General features: G+C 62.1%; 12 protein-coding genes. 5 read left to right on the top strand and 7 right to left on the bottom strand.

Translation table 11 applies throughout. The features are described 5' to 3' along the window. Nucleotides 1-147 precede the first annotated feature (147 nt). The gene (gene polA / locus CCGE531_RS01255; RefSeq protein WP_120662558.1) at nucleotides 148-3,150 is read right to left on the bottom strand and encodes a DNA polymerase I; all 3,003 of its coding nucleotides are present in this window, start codon (nucleotides 3,148-3,150) and stop codon (nucleotides 148-150) included. Nucleotides 3,151-3,589: 439 nt separating this feature from the next. Between polA and CCGE531_RS01250 the strand changes: the two genes are divergently transcribed. Further along, nucleotides 3,590-4,006 (top strand): MarR family transcriptional regulator, encoded by a 417-nt coding sequence (locus CCGE531_RS01250; RefSeq protein WP_120662557.1) that lies wholly within the window; start codon nucleotides 3,590-3,592, stop codon nucleotides 4,004-4,006. 101 nt (nucleotides 4,007-4,107) lie between these two features. On the opposite strand, the gene CCGE531_RS01245 is transcribed toward CCGE531_RS01250, so the two are convergent. After that, nucleotides 4,108-6,447, bottom strand: coding sequence for an EAL domain-containing protein (locus CCGE531_RS01245; RefSeq protein ID WP_120662556.1), 2,340 nt, complete (start codon nucleotides 6,445-6,447; stop codon nucleotides 4,108-4,110). 199 nt (nucleotides 6,448-6,646) lie between these two features. On the opposite strand from CCGE531_RS01245, the gene CCGE531_RS01240 reads away from it, so the two are divergent. The 3 genes from CCGE531_RS01240 (at nucleotide 6,647) to CCGE531_RS01230 (ending at nucleotide 10,875) form a co-directional block, all read left to right on the top strand. Beyond that, on the top strand, nucleotides 6,647-8,035 hold the full coding sequence (locus tag CCGE531_RS01240) for a M20/M25/M40 family metallo-hydrolase (protein WP_120662555.1): 1,389 nt from the start codon (nucleotides 6,647-6,649) through the stop codon (nucleotides 8,033-8,035). Between the two features lie 135 nt (nucleotides 8,036-8,170). Then, nucleotides 8,171-9,094, top strand: a complete 924-nt coding sequence (locus tag CCGE531_RS01235) for a nucleoside hydrolase (RefSeq protein ID WP_120662554.1) — start codon at nucleotides 8,171-8,173, stop codon at nucleotides 9,092-9,094. After that, nucleotides 9,091-10,875 carry an adenine deaminase C-terminal domain-containing protein gene (locus CCGE531_RS01230; RefSeq protein ID WP_120662553.1) on the top strand — a complete coding sequence of 595 codons (1,785 nt, stop codon included), beginning with the start codon at nucleotides 9,091-9,093 and terminating at the stop codon, nucleotides 10,873-10,875. The genes CCGE531_RS01235 and CCGE531_RS01230 overlap by 4 nt, the downstream gene beginning before the upstream one ends. A 380-nt stretch (nucleotides 10,876-11,255) precedes the next feature. Here the strand turns inward: CCGE531_RS01230 and CCGE531_RS01225 are convergent, their stop codons facing one another. The 5 genes from CCGE531_RS01225 to CCGE531_RS01205 form a co-directional block, all read right to left on the bottom strand. Continuing rightward, on the bottom strand, nucleotides 11,256-12,317 hold the full coding sequence (locus tag CCGE531_RS01225; RefSeq protein ID WP_120662552.1) for an ABC transporter ATP-binding protein: 1,062 nt from the start codon (nucleotides 12,315-12,317) through the stop codon (nucleotides 11,256-11,258). Next, entirely contained in the window at nucleotides 12,314-13,867 is a 1,554-nt protein-coding gene (locus CCGE531_RS01220; protein WP_245459045.1) for an iron ABC transporter permease, read from the bottom strand. Before CCGE531_RS01220 ends, CCGE531_RS01225 begins: the two co-directional genes overlap by 4 nt. 210 nt (nucleotides 13,868-14,077) lie before the next feature. Next, entirely contained in the window at nucleotides 14,078-15,094 is a 1,017-nt protein-coding gene (locus CCGE531_RS01215) for an iron ABC transporter substrate-binding protein (RefSeq protein ID WP_120662551.1), read from the bottom strand. Nucleotides 15,095-15,192: 98 nt separating this feature from the next. Beyond that, a complete protein-coding gene (locus tag CCGE531_RS01210; protein ID WP_120662550.1) occupies nucleotides 15,193-15,408 on the bottom strand; it encodes a hypothetical protein in 216 nt (71 codons plus the stop codon). A gap of 6 nt (nucleotides 15,409-15,414) precedes the next feature. Then, the gene (locus CCGE531_RS01205; RefSeq protein ID WP_120662549.1) at nucleotides 15,415-16,752 is read right to left on the bottom strand and encodes an MFS transporter; all 1,338 of its coding nucleotides are present in this window, start codon (nucleotides 16,750-16,752) and stop codon (nucleotides 15,415-15,417) included. A 392-nt stretch (nucleotides 16,753-17,144) separates the two neighbouring features. Here CCGE531_RS01205 and cyoA point away from each other — a divergent pair, with 392 nt between their 5' ends. Beyond that, a complete protein-coding gene (gene cyoA / locus CCGE531_RS01200; protein WP_120662548.1) occupies nucleotides 17,145-18,263 on the top strand; it encodes a ubiquinol oxidase subunit II in 1,119 nt (372 codons plus the stop codon). The last annotated feature ends 14 nt before the right edge of the window (nucleotides 18,264-18,277 follow it).

Raw genomic sequence — 18,277 nt, 5'->3', positions numbered from 1 at the left:
TGAGGTGCCTTGGCGCGCAAGCGTCAAGGCCTCGAAGCACGAGGTGGCCCAACAGTAGCCTATCCGCCCTCTTGGTTCGAGGCTCCGGCCATTCTGGCCTGCGCACCTCACCATGAGGGCTGATCTCCTCGCCATGCCCGGACTACCTCAGTGCGCCTCATCCCAATTGTGTGCGGCGCGCGCATCGACCTTCAGCGGCACGGCCATGTCCACCGCCGGCATGGCGGCATTTTCCATGACAGAGACGATGATCGGCGTCGTGCGCTCGACATCGGCATCCTCGACTTCGAATATCAGTTCGTCGTGCACCTGTAAAAGCATGCGCACGCGATCACCGAGCCCCGACGCCGTCAGCGCCGGCTCCATCTTGATCATGGCGCGACGGATGACGTCGGCGGCCGAACCCTGGATCGGGGCGTTGATCGAGGCCCGCTCGTTGAAGGCGCGGACGGAAGGGTTGGACGAGCGTATCTCCGGGAAATGGATGCGGCGACCGAAGATCGTCTCGACATAGCCGCTGTCGCGTGCGGCCTGCTTGGCGCCTTCCATGTAGTCGCGGATGCCGGGGAAGCGCTCGAAATACTTCTTGATATAGTCGCCGGCTTCCGAACGCTCGATCGAGAGCTGATTGGCGAGGCCGAAGGCGGAGATGCCGTAGATGATGCCGAAGTTGATCGCCTTGGCGCGGCGGCGCACCTCGCTCGGCATGCCATCCACCGGCACGCCGAACATTTCGGATGCCGTCATCGCATGAATGTCGATGCCGTCTTCGAAGGCCTGCTTCAGCTGCGGGATGTTGGCGACATGCGCCAGCACGCGTAGTTCGATCTGGCTGTAGTCGGCGGAGACGAGCTTGTGGCCCGGCGTCGAAATGAAGGCCGTGCGGATCTTGCGACCTTCCGCCGTGCGCACCGGAATATTCTGCAGGTTCGGCTCGGAGGAGGACAGGCGTCCGGTCGTGGTCGATGCCAGCGAATAGGAGGTGTGAACGCGTTTCGTTTCGGGATGGACGTAGCTTGGCAGAGCATCCGTATAGGTGGATTTCAGCTTGGTGAGCTGGCGCCAGTCGACGATCTTGCGCGGCAGTTCGAAGCCGGCGGCCGCCAGATCCTCCAGCACCTGCGCCGAGGTCGACCATTGGCCCGTCTTCGTCTTGCTGCCGCCGGCCAGGCCCATCCTGCCAAACAGGATGTCGCCGAGCTGCTTCGGGGAGCCGATGTTGAAGCGTTCGCCGGCCAACGTGTAGATTTCATCTTCCAGCCGCGCCGCGCCCTGCGCCAGCTCGCCGGAAAGGCGAGAGAGGATCTGCCGGTCGATGGTAATGCCTCGCTCCTCCATATGGGCGAGCACGGGCACCAGGGGCCGCTCCAACCGCTCGTAGACGACTGAAAGTTTTTCTGCCGCAAGTCGTGGTTTCAACACCAGCCAAAGACGCAGGGTCACGTCGGCATCCTCGGCGGCATAGGCCGTGGCGCGGTCGATATCGACGAGGTCGAAAGTGACGTTGGACTTGCCGCTGCCGGCAACATCCTTGTAGGCGATCGGCTTGTGGCCGAGCCAGCGCTCGGAAAGGCTGTCCATGCCGTGCGTGGCGTTGGAGCCGCCGTCGAGCACATAGGACAGGAGCATCGTGTCATCGAACGATCGCGTCTCGATGCCGTAGCGCTTCATCAGCAGATAGTCGTATTTGAGGTTCTGCGCGATCTTCAGGATAGAAGTATCCTCGAGCAGATCCTTCAGGCGAGCCAGCGCATCGCGAAGCGGAATCTGATTGTCGGCCATGCCGCCACCGAGCAGGTCGCCGACGCCGGTCTTGTGGCCGAGCGGAACATAGGCGGCGCGAATCGACGCCCCTGTGGGATCGTCGCGGTTATCGGCGATCGCCAGCGAGAAGCCGACGATCTCCGCCTGCATCACATCGAGCGACGTCGTTTCCGTGTCGAAGGCGACGATGCCCGTCTCGCGCGCGTCCGCGATCCATTGATCGAGAACGGCGATATCGCGAATGGTGACATATTTCGAATGATCGATCGGCGCGTTCGCGAAACTCGCGGCGCGGGCCTTGGCGAGGTCTTCGGGTTCAGCCGTGCCATCCAAAGCCAGACGCGCCTTGGCGGATGGTGCAGGGACGGTCGCGCCCTCGGCCTCGACCGTGCTGCCGGCGACGAGATCGACATTTTCGCCGATATCGAGATCGGGGCCATGGGCGGCTTCTCCCCATTCGATCTTGACGACGGACGGCTCGATCGCCGCCGCATCGCAGTCGCAGGCTTCCGCCACGCGCCGCGTCAGCGTGGTGAATTCCATGGTCTTCAGGAAGCCGATCAGCTTCGGGCCGTCCTGCGGTTCCAGCATCAGCGTATCAAGCGCCAAATCCAGCGGCACATCGGTTCTGAGCGTCACCAGCTGGCGGGAAATGCGGGCAAGCTCGGCATTGGCGATGATGTTTTCACGGCGCTTCTGCTGCTTGATCTCGCTCGCGCGGGCAAGCAGCGTGTCGAGATCGCCGAACTCCTCCAGAAGCTGCGCCGCCGTCTTCGGCCCGATACCGGGAATGCCGGGGACATTGTCGACGGAGTCGCCGGTCATCGCCTGCAGGTCGATCATCTTGTCCGGCGGCACGCCCCATTTCTCGACGACGTCGGGAATGCCGATCTGCTTGTCCTTCATGCTGTCATACATGTGGACCATTGAGGTGACGAGCTGCATCAGGTCCTTGTCGGACGAGATGATCGTCACATCGGCGCCGGTCGCCTCGGCCTGACGGGCATAGGTGGCGATGATGTCGTCAGCCTCGAAGCCGTCGGTCTCGATGCAAGGCAGATTGAAGGCGCGCGTCGCCTGGCGGATGAGCCCGAATTGCGGGATCAGTTCCTCCGGCGGCGCCGAGCGATTGGCCTTGTATTCCGGAAATATATCCTTGCGGAAGGTCTTCGAGGAATAGTCGAAGATGACAGCGAAATGCGTCGGCGTCACACCCACGGAGGTATCGCGCGCCGAGGTCAGCAGCTTCCACAGCATGTTGCAGAAACCGGAAACGGCGCCGACAGGCAATCCATCGGACTTGCGCGTCAGCGGCGGCAGGGCGTGAAAGGCCCGGAAAATGAAGCCGGAGCCGTCGACGAGAAAGAGATGATCACCTTTTTTCATGGAAGCATGGATAGCGTGGCGCACTTCCAACGTCCATATAAACTTCTGTTTTTGCCGCCTTGTGAAAGAGCCAAATCTCTCACCGAAACGTTACTAAGTTTTAATCAATCTAATCTGCGCATTCCCTTGAAAAACCACATTTGGATTCACAAATCTTACTCACCGGCGATTGATTTGCCGAGGGTCTGACAACCGGCCTGTCCCCCGCCATGTCAGACTTGGACAAAGGCCTATCCCCTCTCCGGGCCTTTGTCCCCCCTTTTACGAGCCGCCATGGCGAACCTCCAGGCCATGGCGGCTTTTTCATGCCGAAAAATGCAACCTTGGAACGTGGAAAAAGCGCCTGAAGTTGCTGATTTTCGAGCACCCCTTCCCAAGAAATTGCCGATTGTCTTGATTCTGAATTATCGGCATATTTGCAATCATGGGATTTAATCGGATGGACTCCGCCGCCTACCTTGCCAGTCAGATGGCAAAGGGATTTGCTCGCTCGTTACACCAACGCGCGGCGAAACTCGGTTTTTCCCCCGGTCAGTTTCCGATCCTGCTGGAATTATGGTCCGAAGACGGGCTCACGCAGAAACAATTGCTGGAACGGGTCGATATCGAGCAGGCGACGATGGCCAATACCCTGTCGCGCATGGAACGCGACGGGCTGGTGGAGCGCCGTCCGCATCCCTCGGACAAGCGGGCGCAACTGATTTTCCTGACGAGCCGGGCGGCTGCGATGGAGGCGGAGGCTATCGAAGCCGCGATGGCCGCGGATAAGGACCTCCTGAAAGATTTCCGCCATTTCGAGCGCGAGCTTCTGCTGGAATATATCCGGCGCGTCCTGGACAACGCCAGGCAGCTCTGAAGCATGTCGCGCAAAAGTGTGCAGCGGTTTTGCGATAGCGATATGCGCAAAATCGAAGACCTAGAGCGCGAGAAGCGAATCCGAAAGATCGCGACGCAGCTCTAGGACTGCCCGACCGCCTTGTCCAGGACAGGGTGGTGCTGGCTGGGGCCGACATCCGGCTTGCCGAAGAATATCCCTTGAAGCTGTGCGCAACCTTCCTCGATGACGATGCGGCGCTGGATTTCCGTTTCCACGCCTTCGGTCACGACGGGCATGTTCAGGCTGTGCCCGAGGCCTATGATGGCGCGGACGATCGAACGCGCCGCGGGATCGTGTTCAAGGGCGCCGGTAAAGCTGCGATCGACCTTGATCTTATCGAAGGGGAAGGCGCGCAGGTTGCTGAGCGAGGAGAAGCCGGTGCCGAAATCATCCATGACCACGCGGACGCCAAGACGGTGCAGCCGCTGCAATGTCGCGATGACAACTGTCCGTTCGCGCATCAGGGCCGCCTCGGTGATCTCCAGTTCGAGGCGCTGCGGCTCGAGCCCGGTTTTTCGCAGAATCCGTTCGATCTGGTCATAGAGGGTGGGGATCATGAATTGCAGCGGCGAGAGGTTGACGGCGATATTCGCAGGCTCGCTCCAGCGCATCGCCTCCTGGCATGCCTGCTGCAGCACCCATTCACCGATCGGCACTATCGACCCGCTCTCCTCGGCGATGGGAATGAAGGTCTCCGGATCGATCACGCCCCGATCCGGATGCGCCCAGCGCAACAGCGCTTCGTAGCCGCTGACGCTGTCGCTGCCGACATCGTAGATCGGCTGGTATTCCAGGAAGAGCTGCCTGCGAAGAATGGCCTGGCGCAGATCGTTCTCAAGTTGGCGGCGCGTGCGCACGGCCTTGTCCATTTCGGCGTCGAAGAAACAGGCGTGGCCCCGGCCGGCGCGCTTGGCGCGATAAAGCGCCGTATCCGCATTGGCATACAGCTGCTCGGCGCTGGCGCCGTCACGCGGATAGATGGCGATGCCGAGACTGACGCCGACGGCCGTCGGATCGCGCGCCGTATCCATCTCCATGGCGAATTCGGCAAGAATGCGCTCGGCGAGACGCGTGGCGCCTACGGGCTGCTGGCGCTTGGGCTGGATGATGGCGAATTCGTCGCCGCCGAGCCTCGCCACCGTATCGCCCTCTTCGATGATGCGTTGCAGGATGCCGGCGACCTTGCAAAGGATACGATCTCCTTCGGCATGGCCGAAGACGTCGTTGATCGCCTTGAAGCGGTCGAGGTCCAGGCAGAAAATGGCGACTTCGCCGCCCTTGCGGTTGGCCATCTGCAGCGCCTGGCGCATGCGCTGGTCGAACAGCGAGCGATTGGGCAGGTCCGTCAGGATATCGTGATGGGCCAGATGCTCGATCATCTGCTGCGCTTGGCGCCGTTCCGTCAGGTCGCGCACGACCAGCACGCTGCATTCATGGCCGCGATAGGTGATGGAGCGCCGCACGGTTTCGACAGGGATCGATTTGCCGTCGCATCCCGAAAGCGTCGTCTCGAGCGGAATGGCCGCCTCGGCATGAGCATCCATGTCGAGCGTCAGGAATGCGTCGGGCGCCATGCCGGTCACCTGCTGGGCGGACCATCCGGAAATGGCAAAGAAGCGCTCATTCGCATCGATTATTCGGCCGTCGCGGATGATGAGCAATCCCTCGAGCGAAGCGTTGGCGAAGCCGCGGAGGTCGGTAAGATGGCGATCGATGAAGATCGCGCCGAGGGCGATGAGAATGAGACCCATCGCGGCAGCCGTGACGATGCCGGCAAGGATGCTTCGATCGATAGAGACGGCGGCGGACACATCCGCTTCCGGTGTCAGCGTCACACCGCTCATCGCAGTGAAATGCAGCGAGCAAATTGCCAGCAGCAGGAGAAAGGCGCCGACAATGATGCGCCTGACGCCATGAAGGCTGCGAAATGCAAGGAAAGCCAGCGAGGAGAAAACGGCACCGACGGCGATGGAAATGACGACGCGCTGCAAGTCGTAGGAAAGCTGTGCCGAGGCCTCGATGGCCTGCATGCCGCTAAAGTGCATGGCGCCAATGCCAAACGCCATCAAGATGCCACCAACAGCAAAGGAACCGCCGTTATCCCACTCGAAGGCGATGGCAATGGCAAGCCAGGAACCAATGATTGCGAGAACCACAGAAAGCACGGTCAGCGAAAGACCGTAGTAGATGGGAAGGCTGCTCTGATAGGCCAGCACGGCGATGAAATGCGTCGCCCATATGCCGACGCCGCTGGCAAAGGCTGCGGCGGCGATCCAATAGCGACGCTGATGCGACTGGCATTCCTGCGCACGGGATAACAGAAGCATGGTGGCAAGGCTGCCGATGAGGCAAATGACCGCTGCAACGAGAATAAGCCTGAAGTCATGATCGTCACGAATGCATGCAATCACTGAAAACATTACGCGTCCCCAGAATACTCTTCTGGACTGACGTTATTTCTAATACTCTAAAAAACTTGTAAACTACATACGCAACTAATCACATAACAGCGAACCTCGATCCAAAGCGGCAAGCTGCGGTAAATTTTCAGTTTCAACGCCTCGAAACCAGCCGGGCTTTGGTCTATCGTCCCTCCAAATCTCATGTAAGGAGTCGGATATGACCGATCTATCGCCCGTTCTCGATCGCGCCGATCAGAACCTCCCGTCCAGCCTCGACAATCTCTTCGAGCTGCTGCGCATCAAGTCCATTTCGACAGATCCGGAGTACAATGCGGAATGCCGCAAGGCGGCGGAATGGCTGGTCGCCTACCTGAACTCCCTCGGCTTCAAGGCCTCCGTGCGCGACACGCCCGGACATCCGATGGTGGTCGCCCATCACGATGCCGGCAGCACCGATGCGCCGCATCTGCTCTTCTACGGTCATTACGACGTGCAGCCGGTCGATCCAATCGAGCTCTGGGACAGCGATCCCTTCGCGCCTGAGATCAAGGACATGGGCAATGGCCGCAAGATCCTGACCGGCCGCGGCACCTCGGACGACAAGGGCCAGCTGATGACCTTCGTCGAGGCGGTGCGCGCCTACAAGGAAACCAGGGGCACGCTTCCAGTGCGCATCACCATCCTGTTCGAAGGCGAGGAGGAATCCGGTTCGCCCTCGCTCAAGCCCTTCCTCGAAGCCAATGCCGCCGAGCTGAAGGCGGACTTCGCCCTCGTCTGCGATACCGGCATGTGGGATGGCGAAACGCCGGCGATCTCCGCCGGCCTGCGCGGACTTGTGGGCGAGGAGATCGTCATCACCGCGGCCGACCGCGACCTGCATTCGGGCGTTTTCGGCGGCGCTGCCGCCAATCCGATCCATATCCTCACCGATATCCTCGCCGGCCTGCATGACGAGACCGGCGGCGTGACGCTTTCCGGCTTCTACGACGGCGTCGAGGAAACACCGGCCAACATCAAGGCATCATGGGAGAAGCTCGGGCTGACAGCCGAAAAATTCCTCGGCGAAGTGGGCCTGTCGATCCCATCAGGCGAAAAGGGCCGCTCGGTGATGGAGCTCACCTGGGCGCGGCCGACGGCCGAAGTGAACGGCATCTGGGGCGGCTATACCGGCGCCGGCTTCAAGACCGTGATCGCCGCCAAGGCATCGGCGAAGGTTTCGTTCCGTCTCGTCGGCCAGCAGAACCCTGCGGCGATCCGCGAGAGCTTCCGCGCCTATGTGCGCTCGAAGATCCCAGCCGATTGCTCGGTGGAATTCCACAAGCACGGCGGCTCGCCGGCCATCCAGCTTTCCTACGATTCGCCGGCACTGACCAAGGCGAAGACGGCGCTTTCCAACGAATGGCCGAAGCCTGCCATCGTCATCGGCATGGGCGGCTCGATCCCGATCGTCGGCGATTTCCAGAAGATGCTCGGCATGGAATCGCTGCTGATCGGCTTCGGTCTCTCCGACGACCGCATTCATTCGCCGAACGAGAAATACGAGCTGCGATCCTACCACAAGGGCATCCGCTCCTGGATCCGCGTCCTCGACGCGCTCGCTGCCTGACCAATCAGTGGGCGCGCGCATCCCCTTGCGCGCCCCGCACCCACTCCCGCTTCGATGGCGTCTAAGCCATCGCCCAAGGACGAGCGGCTGCAAGCCTGCCCTTCGGCCTTTTGGCCACGATCTCTGAGATAAAACATGGGAATCTGGATCGATACCGACATGGGATTCGATGATATCGCCGCCATCCTGGTGGTGGCGCATTCGGATCTCGCCATCGACGGCGTTTCGCTTGTCAGCGGCAATGCGCCACTGTCCCATGTTCAGGCCAATGCGGCGAGTGCTGCCGCCGTCTTCGGCTGGACGTTTCCGATCCATGCCGGCCGCGAACTGCCCGTTCTTTGCAAGCTGGAAACGGCGCAGGGCATTCTCGGCCAGACCGGCATCCCCACGACAGGCAGGAGCCTGCCGCCGGCCGATCCGCTTCCGTTCAGCAACGCCTTTGCCGCTCTCTGCGACTGGCTTGCCGATGGCGCGGGGCCGAAACGCATCCTCGCGCTTGGTCCGCTGACGAATATCGCCGCCGTGGCGCTGGCGCGTCCGGACCTCGCCGCTCGCATCGATGAGCTGACCTGGATGGGCGGAGGCGTCACTTCCGGCAATCACACGGCATCGGCCGAATTCAACGCCTTTGCCGATCCGGAGGCGCTCGCGATCGTGCTGGCGCATGACCTGCCGTTGCGCATGATCGATCTCGACATCTGCCGCAAGGTGCTGGCCTGGCCCGAAGATGTCGCCCGCCTCCGCGAGACCGCTGGCGAAAACGCGCGGCTGCTCGCCGACCTGCTGGAGGGCTATGTCAACATCGCCATCAGCCGCGGCAGGCCGGCCATGGCGATCTACGATCCAACGGCGGCGGCGATTTTCGTCGAGCCGGGGATCGCAACCCTCCGGCATGCCCGGATCGACGCGGAACTATACGGGCAGCATACGCGCGGACGTACCGTCGTCGAAACGCGCGCCTCGCATGCTGAGTTCAACGCCCATTTCGCCGCCGAAATCGATGCGGAGAAGGCACGCCGGATCATATTCGACGCGCTGCTGCGGGAGGCCGGCCAATGAACAGGGATGGCGACGAACCGGCAGACCTGAATGCTCCGGAACTGCGTTTACGTGCAGTCACCGCCGCGCGCGGCGATCAACCCTTCGACCTGCTGATTGCCGGCGGCCGTCTTGTCGACATGGTGACCGGCCAGATCCGCGCCGCCGATATCGGCATCGTCGGCCCGCTGATTGCAAGCGTGCATGCGCCCGGCAGCTGCATCGATGCGACGCGGAGGATCGATGCCGAAGGCTGCTTCCTTTCGCCCGGCCTGATCGACACGCATATGCATGTCGAAAGCTCGATGGTGACGCCGGCGACCTATGCCGAGGCCGTTTTGCCGCGCGGCGTGACGACCATCGTCTGGGATCCGCATGAATTCGGCAACGTCCACGGCCTCGACGGCGTGCGCTGGGCGATCGAGGCGACACGGCGACTGCTGCTGCGGGTGATACCGCTGGCGCCATCCTGCGTGCCTTCCGCGCCGGGACTGGAGCTGGCGGGCGCCGATTTCGACGCGGCTGATATGGCGGAGATGCTGGCATGGCCCGATATCGGCGGCGTGGCCGAGGTCATGACCATGCGCGGCGTCATCGACGGCGATCCGCGCGCCACCGATATCGTCAATGCCGGATTGCATGCGGGCAAGATCGTCTGCGGCCATGCGCGCAGTCTCGAGGGCGCCGATCTCAATGCCTTCATGGCTGCCGGCGTCTCCTCCGACCACGAGTTGACGTCCGGCGCCGACCTTTTGGCAAAACTTTCGGCCGGCCTTGCCATCGAGCTGCGCGGCTCGCACGATTATCTGCTGCCGGAATTCGTCGACGTCATCAACGATCTCGGCTTTCTGCCGCAGACCGTGACGCTCTGCACCGATGACGTCTTTCCCGACGAGCTTCACGAGGGCGGCGGCCTCGATGATGTGGTGCGCCGTCTCGTCGGCTGTGGCCTCAAGCCCGAATGGGCCTTGCGGGCGGCAACCCTGAATGCCGCCATGCGGCTAGGACGCAGCGATCTGGGCCTGATCGCCGCCGGACGGCGCGCCGACATCGTGCTCTTCGAAGATCTGCAGGGGTTCAAGGCGCGGCATGTGATCGTCAACGGCGCCGCAGTCGCCGAGACCGGCCGGATGATCGGTCCGATCGAGCCGGCCGACGCCGCATTGCTGCGCAATTCGGTCAAGCTGACATCGTTCAGCGAAAACGATTTCCGTGTGGCGGCCGCCGGCAACCGCGTGCGGCTTGCGACCATCGATCAGCCTCGCTTCACGCAATGGGGTGAAATCGAGGCCGACGTGGAAGACGGCTTTGTCGTGCCGCCGCCGGAAACGGCGATGATCGCCGTCGCCCATCGTCATGGCAAGGCGGACGGCCGGCCGCGCGTCGGCTTCCTGACGGGCTGGGGCGAATGGCGCGGCGCCTTCTGCACGACGGTTTCGCATGACAGCCACAACCTGACGGTTTTCGGCGGAAATGCAGCGGATATGGCGATTGCCGCCAACGCCGTCATCGCGGCCGGCGGCGGACTTGCGGTCGCACGCAACGGCAGGATCGAGGCGCTGCTGCCACTGCCGCTCTCCGGACTGGTCAGCGATGCGCCGCTTGCGGAAACCGCCAACGCCTTCCGCGCCGTTCGCGAGGCGATCGACGCCATCGTCGACTGGAACCCGCCCTACCTCGTCTTCAAGGCCTGCTTCGGCGCGACGCTTGCCTGCAATGCCGGGCCACACCAGACGGATCGCGGCATTGCCGATGTGGCGACCGGCAAGGTTTCGGAGACGCCGGTGCTTGGGGTGGTTTAGGTTCTTCGGGTGTGTAGGCTAAGCGTTCGTGGATGGTGCACACCCCCTCTGTCGCTGTCGCGACATCTCCCCCACAAGGGGGGAGATTGGTACCGCGTGGCGCTCTCTCGTCTCAAGCAAACATCGAGTATGCTGAAATTGCGATCCATTGGCTTACGAGTGACGGCTGCACACTCCCAACGATCTCCCCCTTTGTGGGGGAGATGTCGCGATAGCGACAGAGGGGGGTGACGAAGGCGCGTCATATTCGGAGCAGCTTCAGCCCCCACTCCTGCTCAACCAGCGTCCTCCAGAAGGCCACCTCCGAGGCGATCGCATCGCCGTTTAAATCATCGCCGGCGGTCGATGGCGGGAATCACCGGCTTCAACCCAAATGAGGCTCAAGCGCCGAGCTTGTTGAAGACATGTGCATTTCCGATGACGGTCACCGAAACCATGCTGCCGATTTCGGGCAGGCCGACGCCGGAGCTTTTGATGTTCAATGTCTCCGAACCGTTGGCATTGGACAAGACAACCGTCACCGCGCAGACGGCGCCGCCGAATTCGATTTCAGTCACCTTGCCGATGCAAGCCGCACCCGCACCGGCGTCATCGAGGGCCGTCAGGCGCAATTGCTCGGGCCGCAACATGATGTCGGTGTGTCCGTGTCGGCTCTCGGCGGCAACCGGAATGTGCCCGAGTGCGCATTTGGCCGATCCACTGCCGACATCGGCCGGCAGCACGAGGGCGTCACCGAGGAAGAGCGCGGTTTCGCGATCCTTGGGGCTGAGATAGACGGCTTGCGGCGTCCCCGCCTGTATGAGCGCGCCCCCGCGCAAGACGGCAACCTGATCCGCGAAGGACAGAGCCTCCGCCTGATCATGCGTCACCAGAACCGCGGTGATGCCGGCAATCTGCAGCACGCGGGCGACCGCCTTGCGCATATTCTCGCGCAGGCCGGTATCGAGAGCGGAAAAAGGCTCGTCGAGCAGCATCAGCTTCGGCTTGCGCCCGAGCGCCCGCGCAAGTGCGACGCGCTGCTGCTGGCCGCCCGAAAGCTGATGCGGGCGGCGGTCAAGCATGCCGCGGTCGAGTTCGACCATATCGATGAGGGCGTTGATGCGCTGGTCGCGGTCACGCGCGCCGCGCTCCATGCCGAAGCCGATATTTTCCGATACGCTCAGATGCGGAAACAGGGCGCCGTCCTGCGAGACGATGCCGATGCCGCGGCGATGCGCGGGTACGATCGCCTCTCCATCCGCAAGGGTCTCGCCTTCCAACACCACCTGCCCCGCATCGGGAACCTCGAAGCCGGCGATGATGCGCAACAGCGTCGTCTTGCCCGAACCGGACGGGCCGACGATCGCCGTGCGGCTACCGGCGGCGACGGTGAGGTCGATATTGTCAAGCGCATGCACGGGGCCATAGTGCTTGCTGATATTCTTGATCGCCAGAAAGGTCATTGTCCGGCCGTCCGCTTGGATTGCACATAAAGAAGAAGGGTGAGCGGCAGCGACAGGACGACCATCATGAAGGCGTAGGGTGCCGCCGAAACATAGTCGATCTCGCTGGTCAGCGACCAGAATTTGGTTGCCAGCGTTTCCGTGCCGTTGGGAGAGAGCATCAGCGTTGCCGTCAGCTCATTGGTGATGCCGAGCGCGACAAGCGCCACGCTGGCGGCAAAGCCGGGAGCGGCAAGGCGCATGGTGATCTGCCGCACGGCCTGCGCCGGCGTGCGGCCGAGCGCCATGGCGGCGCGCTCGAGCTCGACGGGCGCCTGGGCGATGCTGGCGCGCAGACCGACCATGGCGCGCGGCAGGAACAGCAGGACATAGGCGAGCAGCAGCGTCGCGAAGGTCTGATAGAGCGGTAGGATCAGCCGGACGGTGATGGACACCAGGGCGAGCGCGACGACGACCCCCGGCAGCGAGCCGACATAATAATGGCAGGCTTCGAGAACGCGCTGCAGCCGGCCCGGCGCGCGCACCGACAACCAGGCCATGGGAGTTGCGGCAATGGTAGCGAGCAGGCCGCCGGCGATGGCCAGGGCAATGGTCTGCAGCAGGGCGGAGCCGACCGTATCGATCCGCCAGATATCCGTGCCGCCAAGATAAAGCCAGCGTGCCAGGGTCACGAAGGGAATGCCGAGCGCCAGCACGGCGGTCACGACCGGCAGCACGACGGCCGGGCCGACGAACCAGCCGAGACGGCGGCGATCGGCCGGGCGGGCGGCACCCGAACCGATGCGGGCATAGCGCTCGTTGCCGCGCACCAGCACCTCGATGCCGAGCAGCAGCAGGCAGCAGAAGACGAGGACGCCGCCGAGCATGTTGGCGGCCGGGCTGTTATAGGCCGACTGGAACTGGTCGACGATGGCGGTGGAGAACGTATCGAAGCGGATCATCACGTAGAGGCCGTATTCAGCCAGGAGATGCAGGCCGATCAGCAGCGAGCCGCCACAGATGGCAAGGCGAAGCTGCGGCAGGATCGCGCGGAAGAAGACACGCCAGGGGCCGAGGCCGAGCGAGGCCGCCGCATCCTCGATCGCCGGATCGAGCCGGCGCAGGGCGGCCGCGACGGGCAGATAGAGAAAGGGGTAGTAGGCGAGCACCGATACCAGCACGCCGCTCCAGAGCCCGCGCATGCCGGGCACGAGGCTGACCCAGGCATAGCTGTGCACGAAGGCGGGCACGGCAAGCGGCGCCGCGGCCAGCCAGGACCAAAGGCGGGCACCGGGAATGTTCGTACGCTCCGTCAACCAGGCAAGCGAGACGGCCAGCAGGATGCACAGCGGGATGGTGCAGATTTCGAGCAGAACCGTGTTGACGAGCAGCTCGCCGACGCGATTGCGGAAGATCAGGGCGATGACTTCGGCCCAGCCGGTATCGATCGTGATCCAGACGATGAAGCCAAGCGGCACCAGGCTCAGGAGCGCAACGATGGAAGCAAGGGCGACGACGGAGGCATGCCGAACGCGGCCGCGGGGAGCAGCCGTCAACTGGGGCATTCGCATGGCGGCGGCTTCGCCGGCATATGTGTTCTTCTGCAGCAAATCCGAGCTGCCTTTCACGCCCTGAAATAGGAAGGCAACCGCCGCTGACGGCAATTGCCCAATCGATCGGCCTTCAGGCCATTCGGATGCCCCTAGCAGGGCATGCGACCGGGATGCAAGAGCAAGCCCGTGCCAAAGCGCTCGAAACGCGCTGCGGCGCGGGCTCTCATCTTAGATGAGCCCTGCTTCCGTCATCAGGTCGGTGACCTTCTTGCTGTTCAGCTTCGAAGGTTCGACCTTCGGTGCCTGCAGGTCGGAGAGCGGCACCAGCTTCGGGTTGGAAGCAGCGCCATTGCCGACGGCATATTCGTAGGAGTCGCCATCACGCAGAACGGCCTGACCGCCCTTGCCGGTGATCCACTTCAGGAATGCCTGGGCTTCCTTCTGATGCTGGCTGGATGCCAGGACGCCGCCGCCGGAAATACTGACGAAGGCGCCCGGATCCTGGTTCTTGAAGTAATGCAGGCCGACGTTCTTGCTGTTCTCGCCGGTCTTGGCCTGATCGCCGAACCAATAATAGTGATAGATCACCGCGCCTTCGACCTCGCCGGCATTGACGGCCTTCATGGCAACGCTGTTGCCCTTGTAGAAGCTGGCATTTTCCTTCATCGCCTTCAGCCAGGCGCGGGTGGCATCCTCGCCCTTCAATTCCAGAAGCGCGCTGACGATCGCCTGGAAATCGGCGCCGGCCGGCGAAGCGCCCCAGCGGCCCTTCCACTTGGCATCGGCCAGATCGAGCATCGACTTCGGCAGATCGGCTTCCTTCAGCTTGGTCTTGTCATAGGCAAAGACGGTGGAGCGGGCGGCAACGCCGACCCAGTTGCCATCGGCAGCCTTGAAGGTTTCCGGCACCTGAGCCAGCGTAGCTGCATCGACCGGAGCAAAGAGTTTGTTGGCGCCGACCAGTGCCATGCCCGGAGAGTTTTCCGTCAGATAGACGTCTGCCGGAGAGGCCGCGCCTTCCTGAACGATCTGGTTGGCGAACTGCATGTCGCTACCATTGCGGATCGTGACGTTGATACCGGTTTCCTTGGTGAAGCCATCCGCCCATGCCCGCGTCAGCGCCTCGTGCTGGGCATTGTAGACCACGATACCTTCGGCATCGGCGGCGTTCGCCATCATCGGAGCTACGGCAAGGCCCGCGGCAAGCGCCAGCGCGCTGGTGAGATGAGAAAAGGAAAAAGTCATTAAGTCCTCTCGCTTGGAAAGCGCCACCACCGGGCGGCAATGCGGTAGCCTATATTTTTCCTGAGCATTATTTTCAAGTTTACACTTGGGTCTAGTTATCACAAAAGTTTGAAAACAGAGTCAAGTTTTGATGACAGGCAGTTTCGAGGCATGCTCGGCCCGACGAGCTTTATGAAGCTACGAGCCGGCAAATCCATACCGGCGGCGGGATTGAAGAATGTTGACGCGGCATCGCTGATTGCGTGCCTCATACATTCGATCTGAACAAAAAGGCCGCAGCACTTTCGCGCCGCGGCCTTTTCAATTTCGATCATTCGGTCTCAGTTGTCTCGCGTCTCCAGCGTCTTGCTGAAGAAGATCGCGACCAGCGTGCAGACCACGCCGGACAGCAGATAGAGGCTGGTATAGACGAGACCGAATTGGCTGGAGAGGGCAAGCGCCACGAAGGGGGCGAAGCCGGCGCCAATCAGCCAGGACAGATCCGACACGAGGGCCGAGCCGCTGTAGCGATAGTTATGGCTGAAGCGCGAGGCACTTGCACCGGCCGCCTGGCCGAAGGAGAGGCCGAGCAGCGTGAAGCCGAGAACCACGTAGATATGACGGCCGGTGACGCCGCCATCGAGCAGCCAGGGCGCGACGAAAGCGAAGCAGGCGATCAGCACCGCGCCGATGGCAAGCTGGTTGCGGCGGCCGATCCGGTCGGCGAGCATGCCGGAACAGATGATGGCGAGGATGCCGCAGATCGCGCCCAGGAATTCCATCAGCAGGAACGAACCGGGGCTCTGCTCGCTGTAGAGCGTTACCCAGCCGAGCGGAAAGACCGTAACCAGATGGAAGGTCGCAAAGCTTGCCAGCGGCACGAAGGCGCCTATCAGGACGTCACGGCCATGCACGCGCAGCAGTTCCGTCATCTTCACGGGCTCAAGCTCATGGCGTTCCAGCAGAGTGCCGAATTCTTCCGTTGCCACCAGACGCAGGCGGGCGAAGAGCGCGACGACGTTAACCGCGAAGGCGCAGAAGAAGGGATAGCGCCAGCCCCAATCCAGGAAGTCCGCCGTCGTGAGGCTCGTGACGAAATAGGCGAACAGGGCGCTGGCCAGCATGAAGCCGATCGGCGCGCCGAGCTGGGGAATCATCGCATACCAGCCGCGGTGCTTCGTCGGGGCATTGAGCGCGAGGAGCGAGGCGAGACCATCCCAGGCGCCACCGAGCGCAAGGCCCTGCCCGATGCGGAAGAAGGCGAGCAGGATGATCGCATAGACGCCGACTTCGCTATAGCCGGGCAGGAAGCTCATGGACGCCGTGGACCCGCCGAGCAGAAACAGTGCGATCGTCAGCTTGACGCCACGGCCATAGGCGCGGTCGATCGCCATGAAGATGAACGAGCCGATCGGACGCGCGATGAAGGCGAGCGCGAAGACCAGGAAGGAAAGGAGCGTGCCATGCAGCGGGTCCGCGAAGGGGAACATCAGCTTCGGGAAGACCAGGACCGATGCAATGGCGTAGACGAAGAAATCGAAAAACTCGGACGTGCGACCGATGATCACGCCGATGGCAATGTTGCCGGGAGCGACATTGCCGTTCGCATGCAAGCTGCGGGCATCGCTCTCAAGCGTTGAAGATGTGGGATTTAATGTTTCATGCGTAACGCTGACCATGCGCGGGAGCCTCCCTCTCCGAGCACGAATTCCTCCACGAATTCGCGCGTAATGAAAATGTCGATCAAACGTGCGAACATATCAAGTCTCGAGCATGAAATAATTCGCAAATTGGCGATTAAGCCGGGCTTTTTCGGCCGTCGGCGCCGCATTCAGGATCAAGCATGAACCGCCAGCGATAGCCATTTGTTCCGTTCCGGGTATATTGGCGGCGACAAAAGCGAGGGGCCCCACGGAAAACCTTCTGGATTTCTCAGGGTTTTCCCGATAGGTGGGACAGCATTCCATACCGCATTGCACCCGACTTGCTGCGGTGCGACGAAACACCTCATATCGTTCATGACCGCCGTCCTTTAGTCGCGGTAAGGTCGAAACAAAAAGAGCTTTAAGACGTGCTAAGACTATCGAAGATTTTCAGCCGTTTATCCGTCATTCCATTGTTTTTGCTGCTTTCCGGCTGCGATCTTGTGGTGATGGCTCCCTCCGGCGATATCGCCATGCAGCAGCGAGACCTCATCATCGTCTCGGTCGTGCTGATGCTGATCATCATCATCCCGGTGATCTTCCTGACGCTGTTCTTCGCCTGGAGATACCGCCAGTCGAACAAAGAGGCGACTTACGAGCCGGATTGGCATCATTCGACGCGTCTCGAGCTGGTCATCTGGTCCGCTCCGCTCGCCATCATCATCGCGCTCGGCGCGGTGACCTGGATCAGCACCCATCAGCTCGACCCCTATCGGCCCCTCGACCGCATCGCCGCCGACAAGCCGCTCAGCGCCGACGTGAAGCCGCTGACGGTGGAAGTGGTCGCGCTCGACTGGAAATGGCTGTTCTTCTATCCGGAATACGGCATTGCCACGGTCAACGAGATGGCCGCTCCGGTCGACCGGCCGATCAACTTCAAGATCACGGCTTCGGCTGTCATGAACTCCTTCTTCATCCCGGCGCTGGCAGGCCAGATCTACGCCATGCCGGGCATGGAGACGAAGCTGCATGCCGTGATCAACCATCCCGGCGAATTCCAGGGCATGTCGGCCAATTACAGCGGCGCCGGCTTCTCGAACATGCGCTTCAAGTTCCACGGTTTCGGCCAGGCCGATTTCGACCAGTGGGTCCAGAAGGCCAAGGGCCAGGGCACGGCGCTCGGCCGCCAGGAATACCTGACGCTTGCCAAGCCGAGCGAGCGCAACCCGGTGCAGTACTTCAACGCCGTCGACGATGGTCTCTACAACGCCATCCTCAACATGTGCGCCGATCCGAGCAAGATGTGCATGAGCGAAATGATGCATATCGACGCCAAGGGCGGCGGCGGCAAGGAGAGCCACGAAAACCGCGAGCGCCTGATCTACGACAATCGCGATAACAGCTCGGCCGAAGTCACGCCCGTCAAGGCTGATGGCGCCGCCGGCCACACCATGCAGCATGGAGACAATTCGATGCAGGGCATGGATATGGGCAACGGCTCTTCTTCCGATTCGTCGACCGGTTCGGCACAGCATCAGGGTCATTGATCCGGTCCGCTCCA

The organism is Rhizobium sp. CCGE531, assembly GCF_003627795.1.
In the GTDB taxonomy this organism is placed as follows: Bacteria; Pseudomonadota; Alphaproteobacteria; order Rhizobiales; family Rhizobiaceae; genus Rhizobium.
This window is presented reverse-complemented; position numbering and strand designations above follow the sequence as displayed.

Excerpts from the sequence above, each read along its gene's own strand:
- polA (WP_120662558.1), bottom strand. The coding sequence starts at position 3,150 with ATGAAAAAAGGTGATCATCTCTTTCTCGTCGACGGCTCCGGCTTCATT.
- CCGE531_RS01250 (WP_120662557.1), top strand. The coding sequence starts at position 3,590 with ATGGACTCCGCCGCCTACCTTGCCAGTCAGATGGCAAAGGGATTTGCT.
- CCGE531_RS01245 (WP_120662556.1), bottom strand. The coding sequence starts at position 6,447 with ATGTTTTCAGTGATTGCATGCATTCGTGACGATCATGACTTCAGGCTT.
- CCGE531_RS01240 (WP_120662555.1), top strand. The coding sequence starts at position 6,647 with ATGACCGATCTATCGCCCGTTCTCGATCGCGCCGATCAGAACCTCCCG.
- CCGE531_RS01235 (WP_120662554.1), top strand. The coding sequence starts at position 8,171 with ATGGGAATCTGGATCGATACCGACATGGGATTCGATGATATCGCCGCC.
- CCGE531_RS01230 (WP_120662553.1), top strand. The coding sequence starts at position 9,091 with ATGAACAGGGATGGCGACGAACCGGCAGACCTGAATGCTCCGGAACTG.
- CCGE531_RS01225 (WP_120662552.1), bottom strand. The coding sequence starts at position 12,317 with ATGACCTTTCTGGCGATCAAGAATATCAGCAAGCACTATGGCCCCGTG.
- CCGE531_RS01220 (WP_245459045.1), bottom strand. The coding sequence starts at position 13,867 with ATGCGAATGCCCCAGTTGACGGCTGCTCCCCGCGGCCGCGTTCGGCAT.
- CCGE531_RS01215 (WP_120662551.1), bottom strand. The coding sequence starts at position 15,094 with ATGACTTTTTCCTTTTCTCATCTCACCAGCGCGCTGGCGCTTGCCGCG.
- CCGE531_RS01210 (WP_120662550.1), bottom strand. The coding sequence starts at position 15,408 with ATGATCGAAATTGAAAAGGCCGCGGCGCGAAAGTGCTGCGGCCTTTTT.
- CCGE531_RS01205 (WP_120662549.1), bottom strand. The coding sequence starts at position 16,752 with ATGGTCAGCGTTACGCATGAAACATTAAATCCCACATCTTCAACGCTT.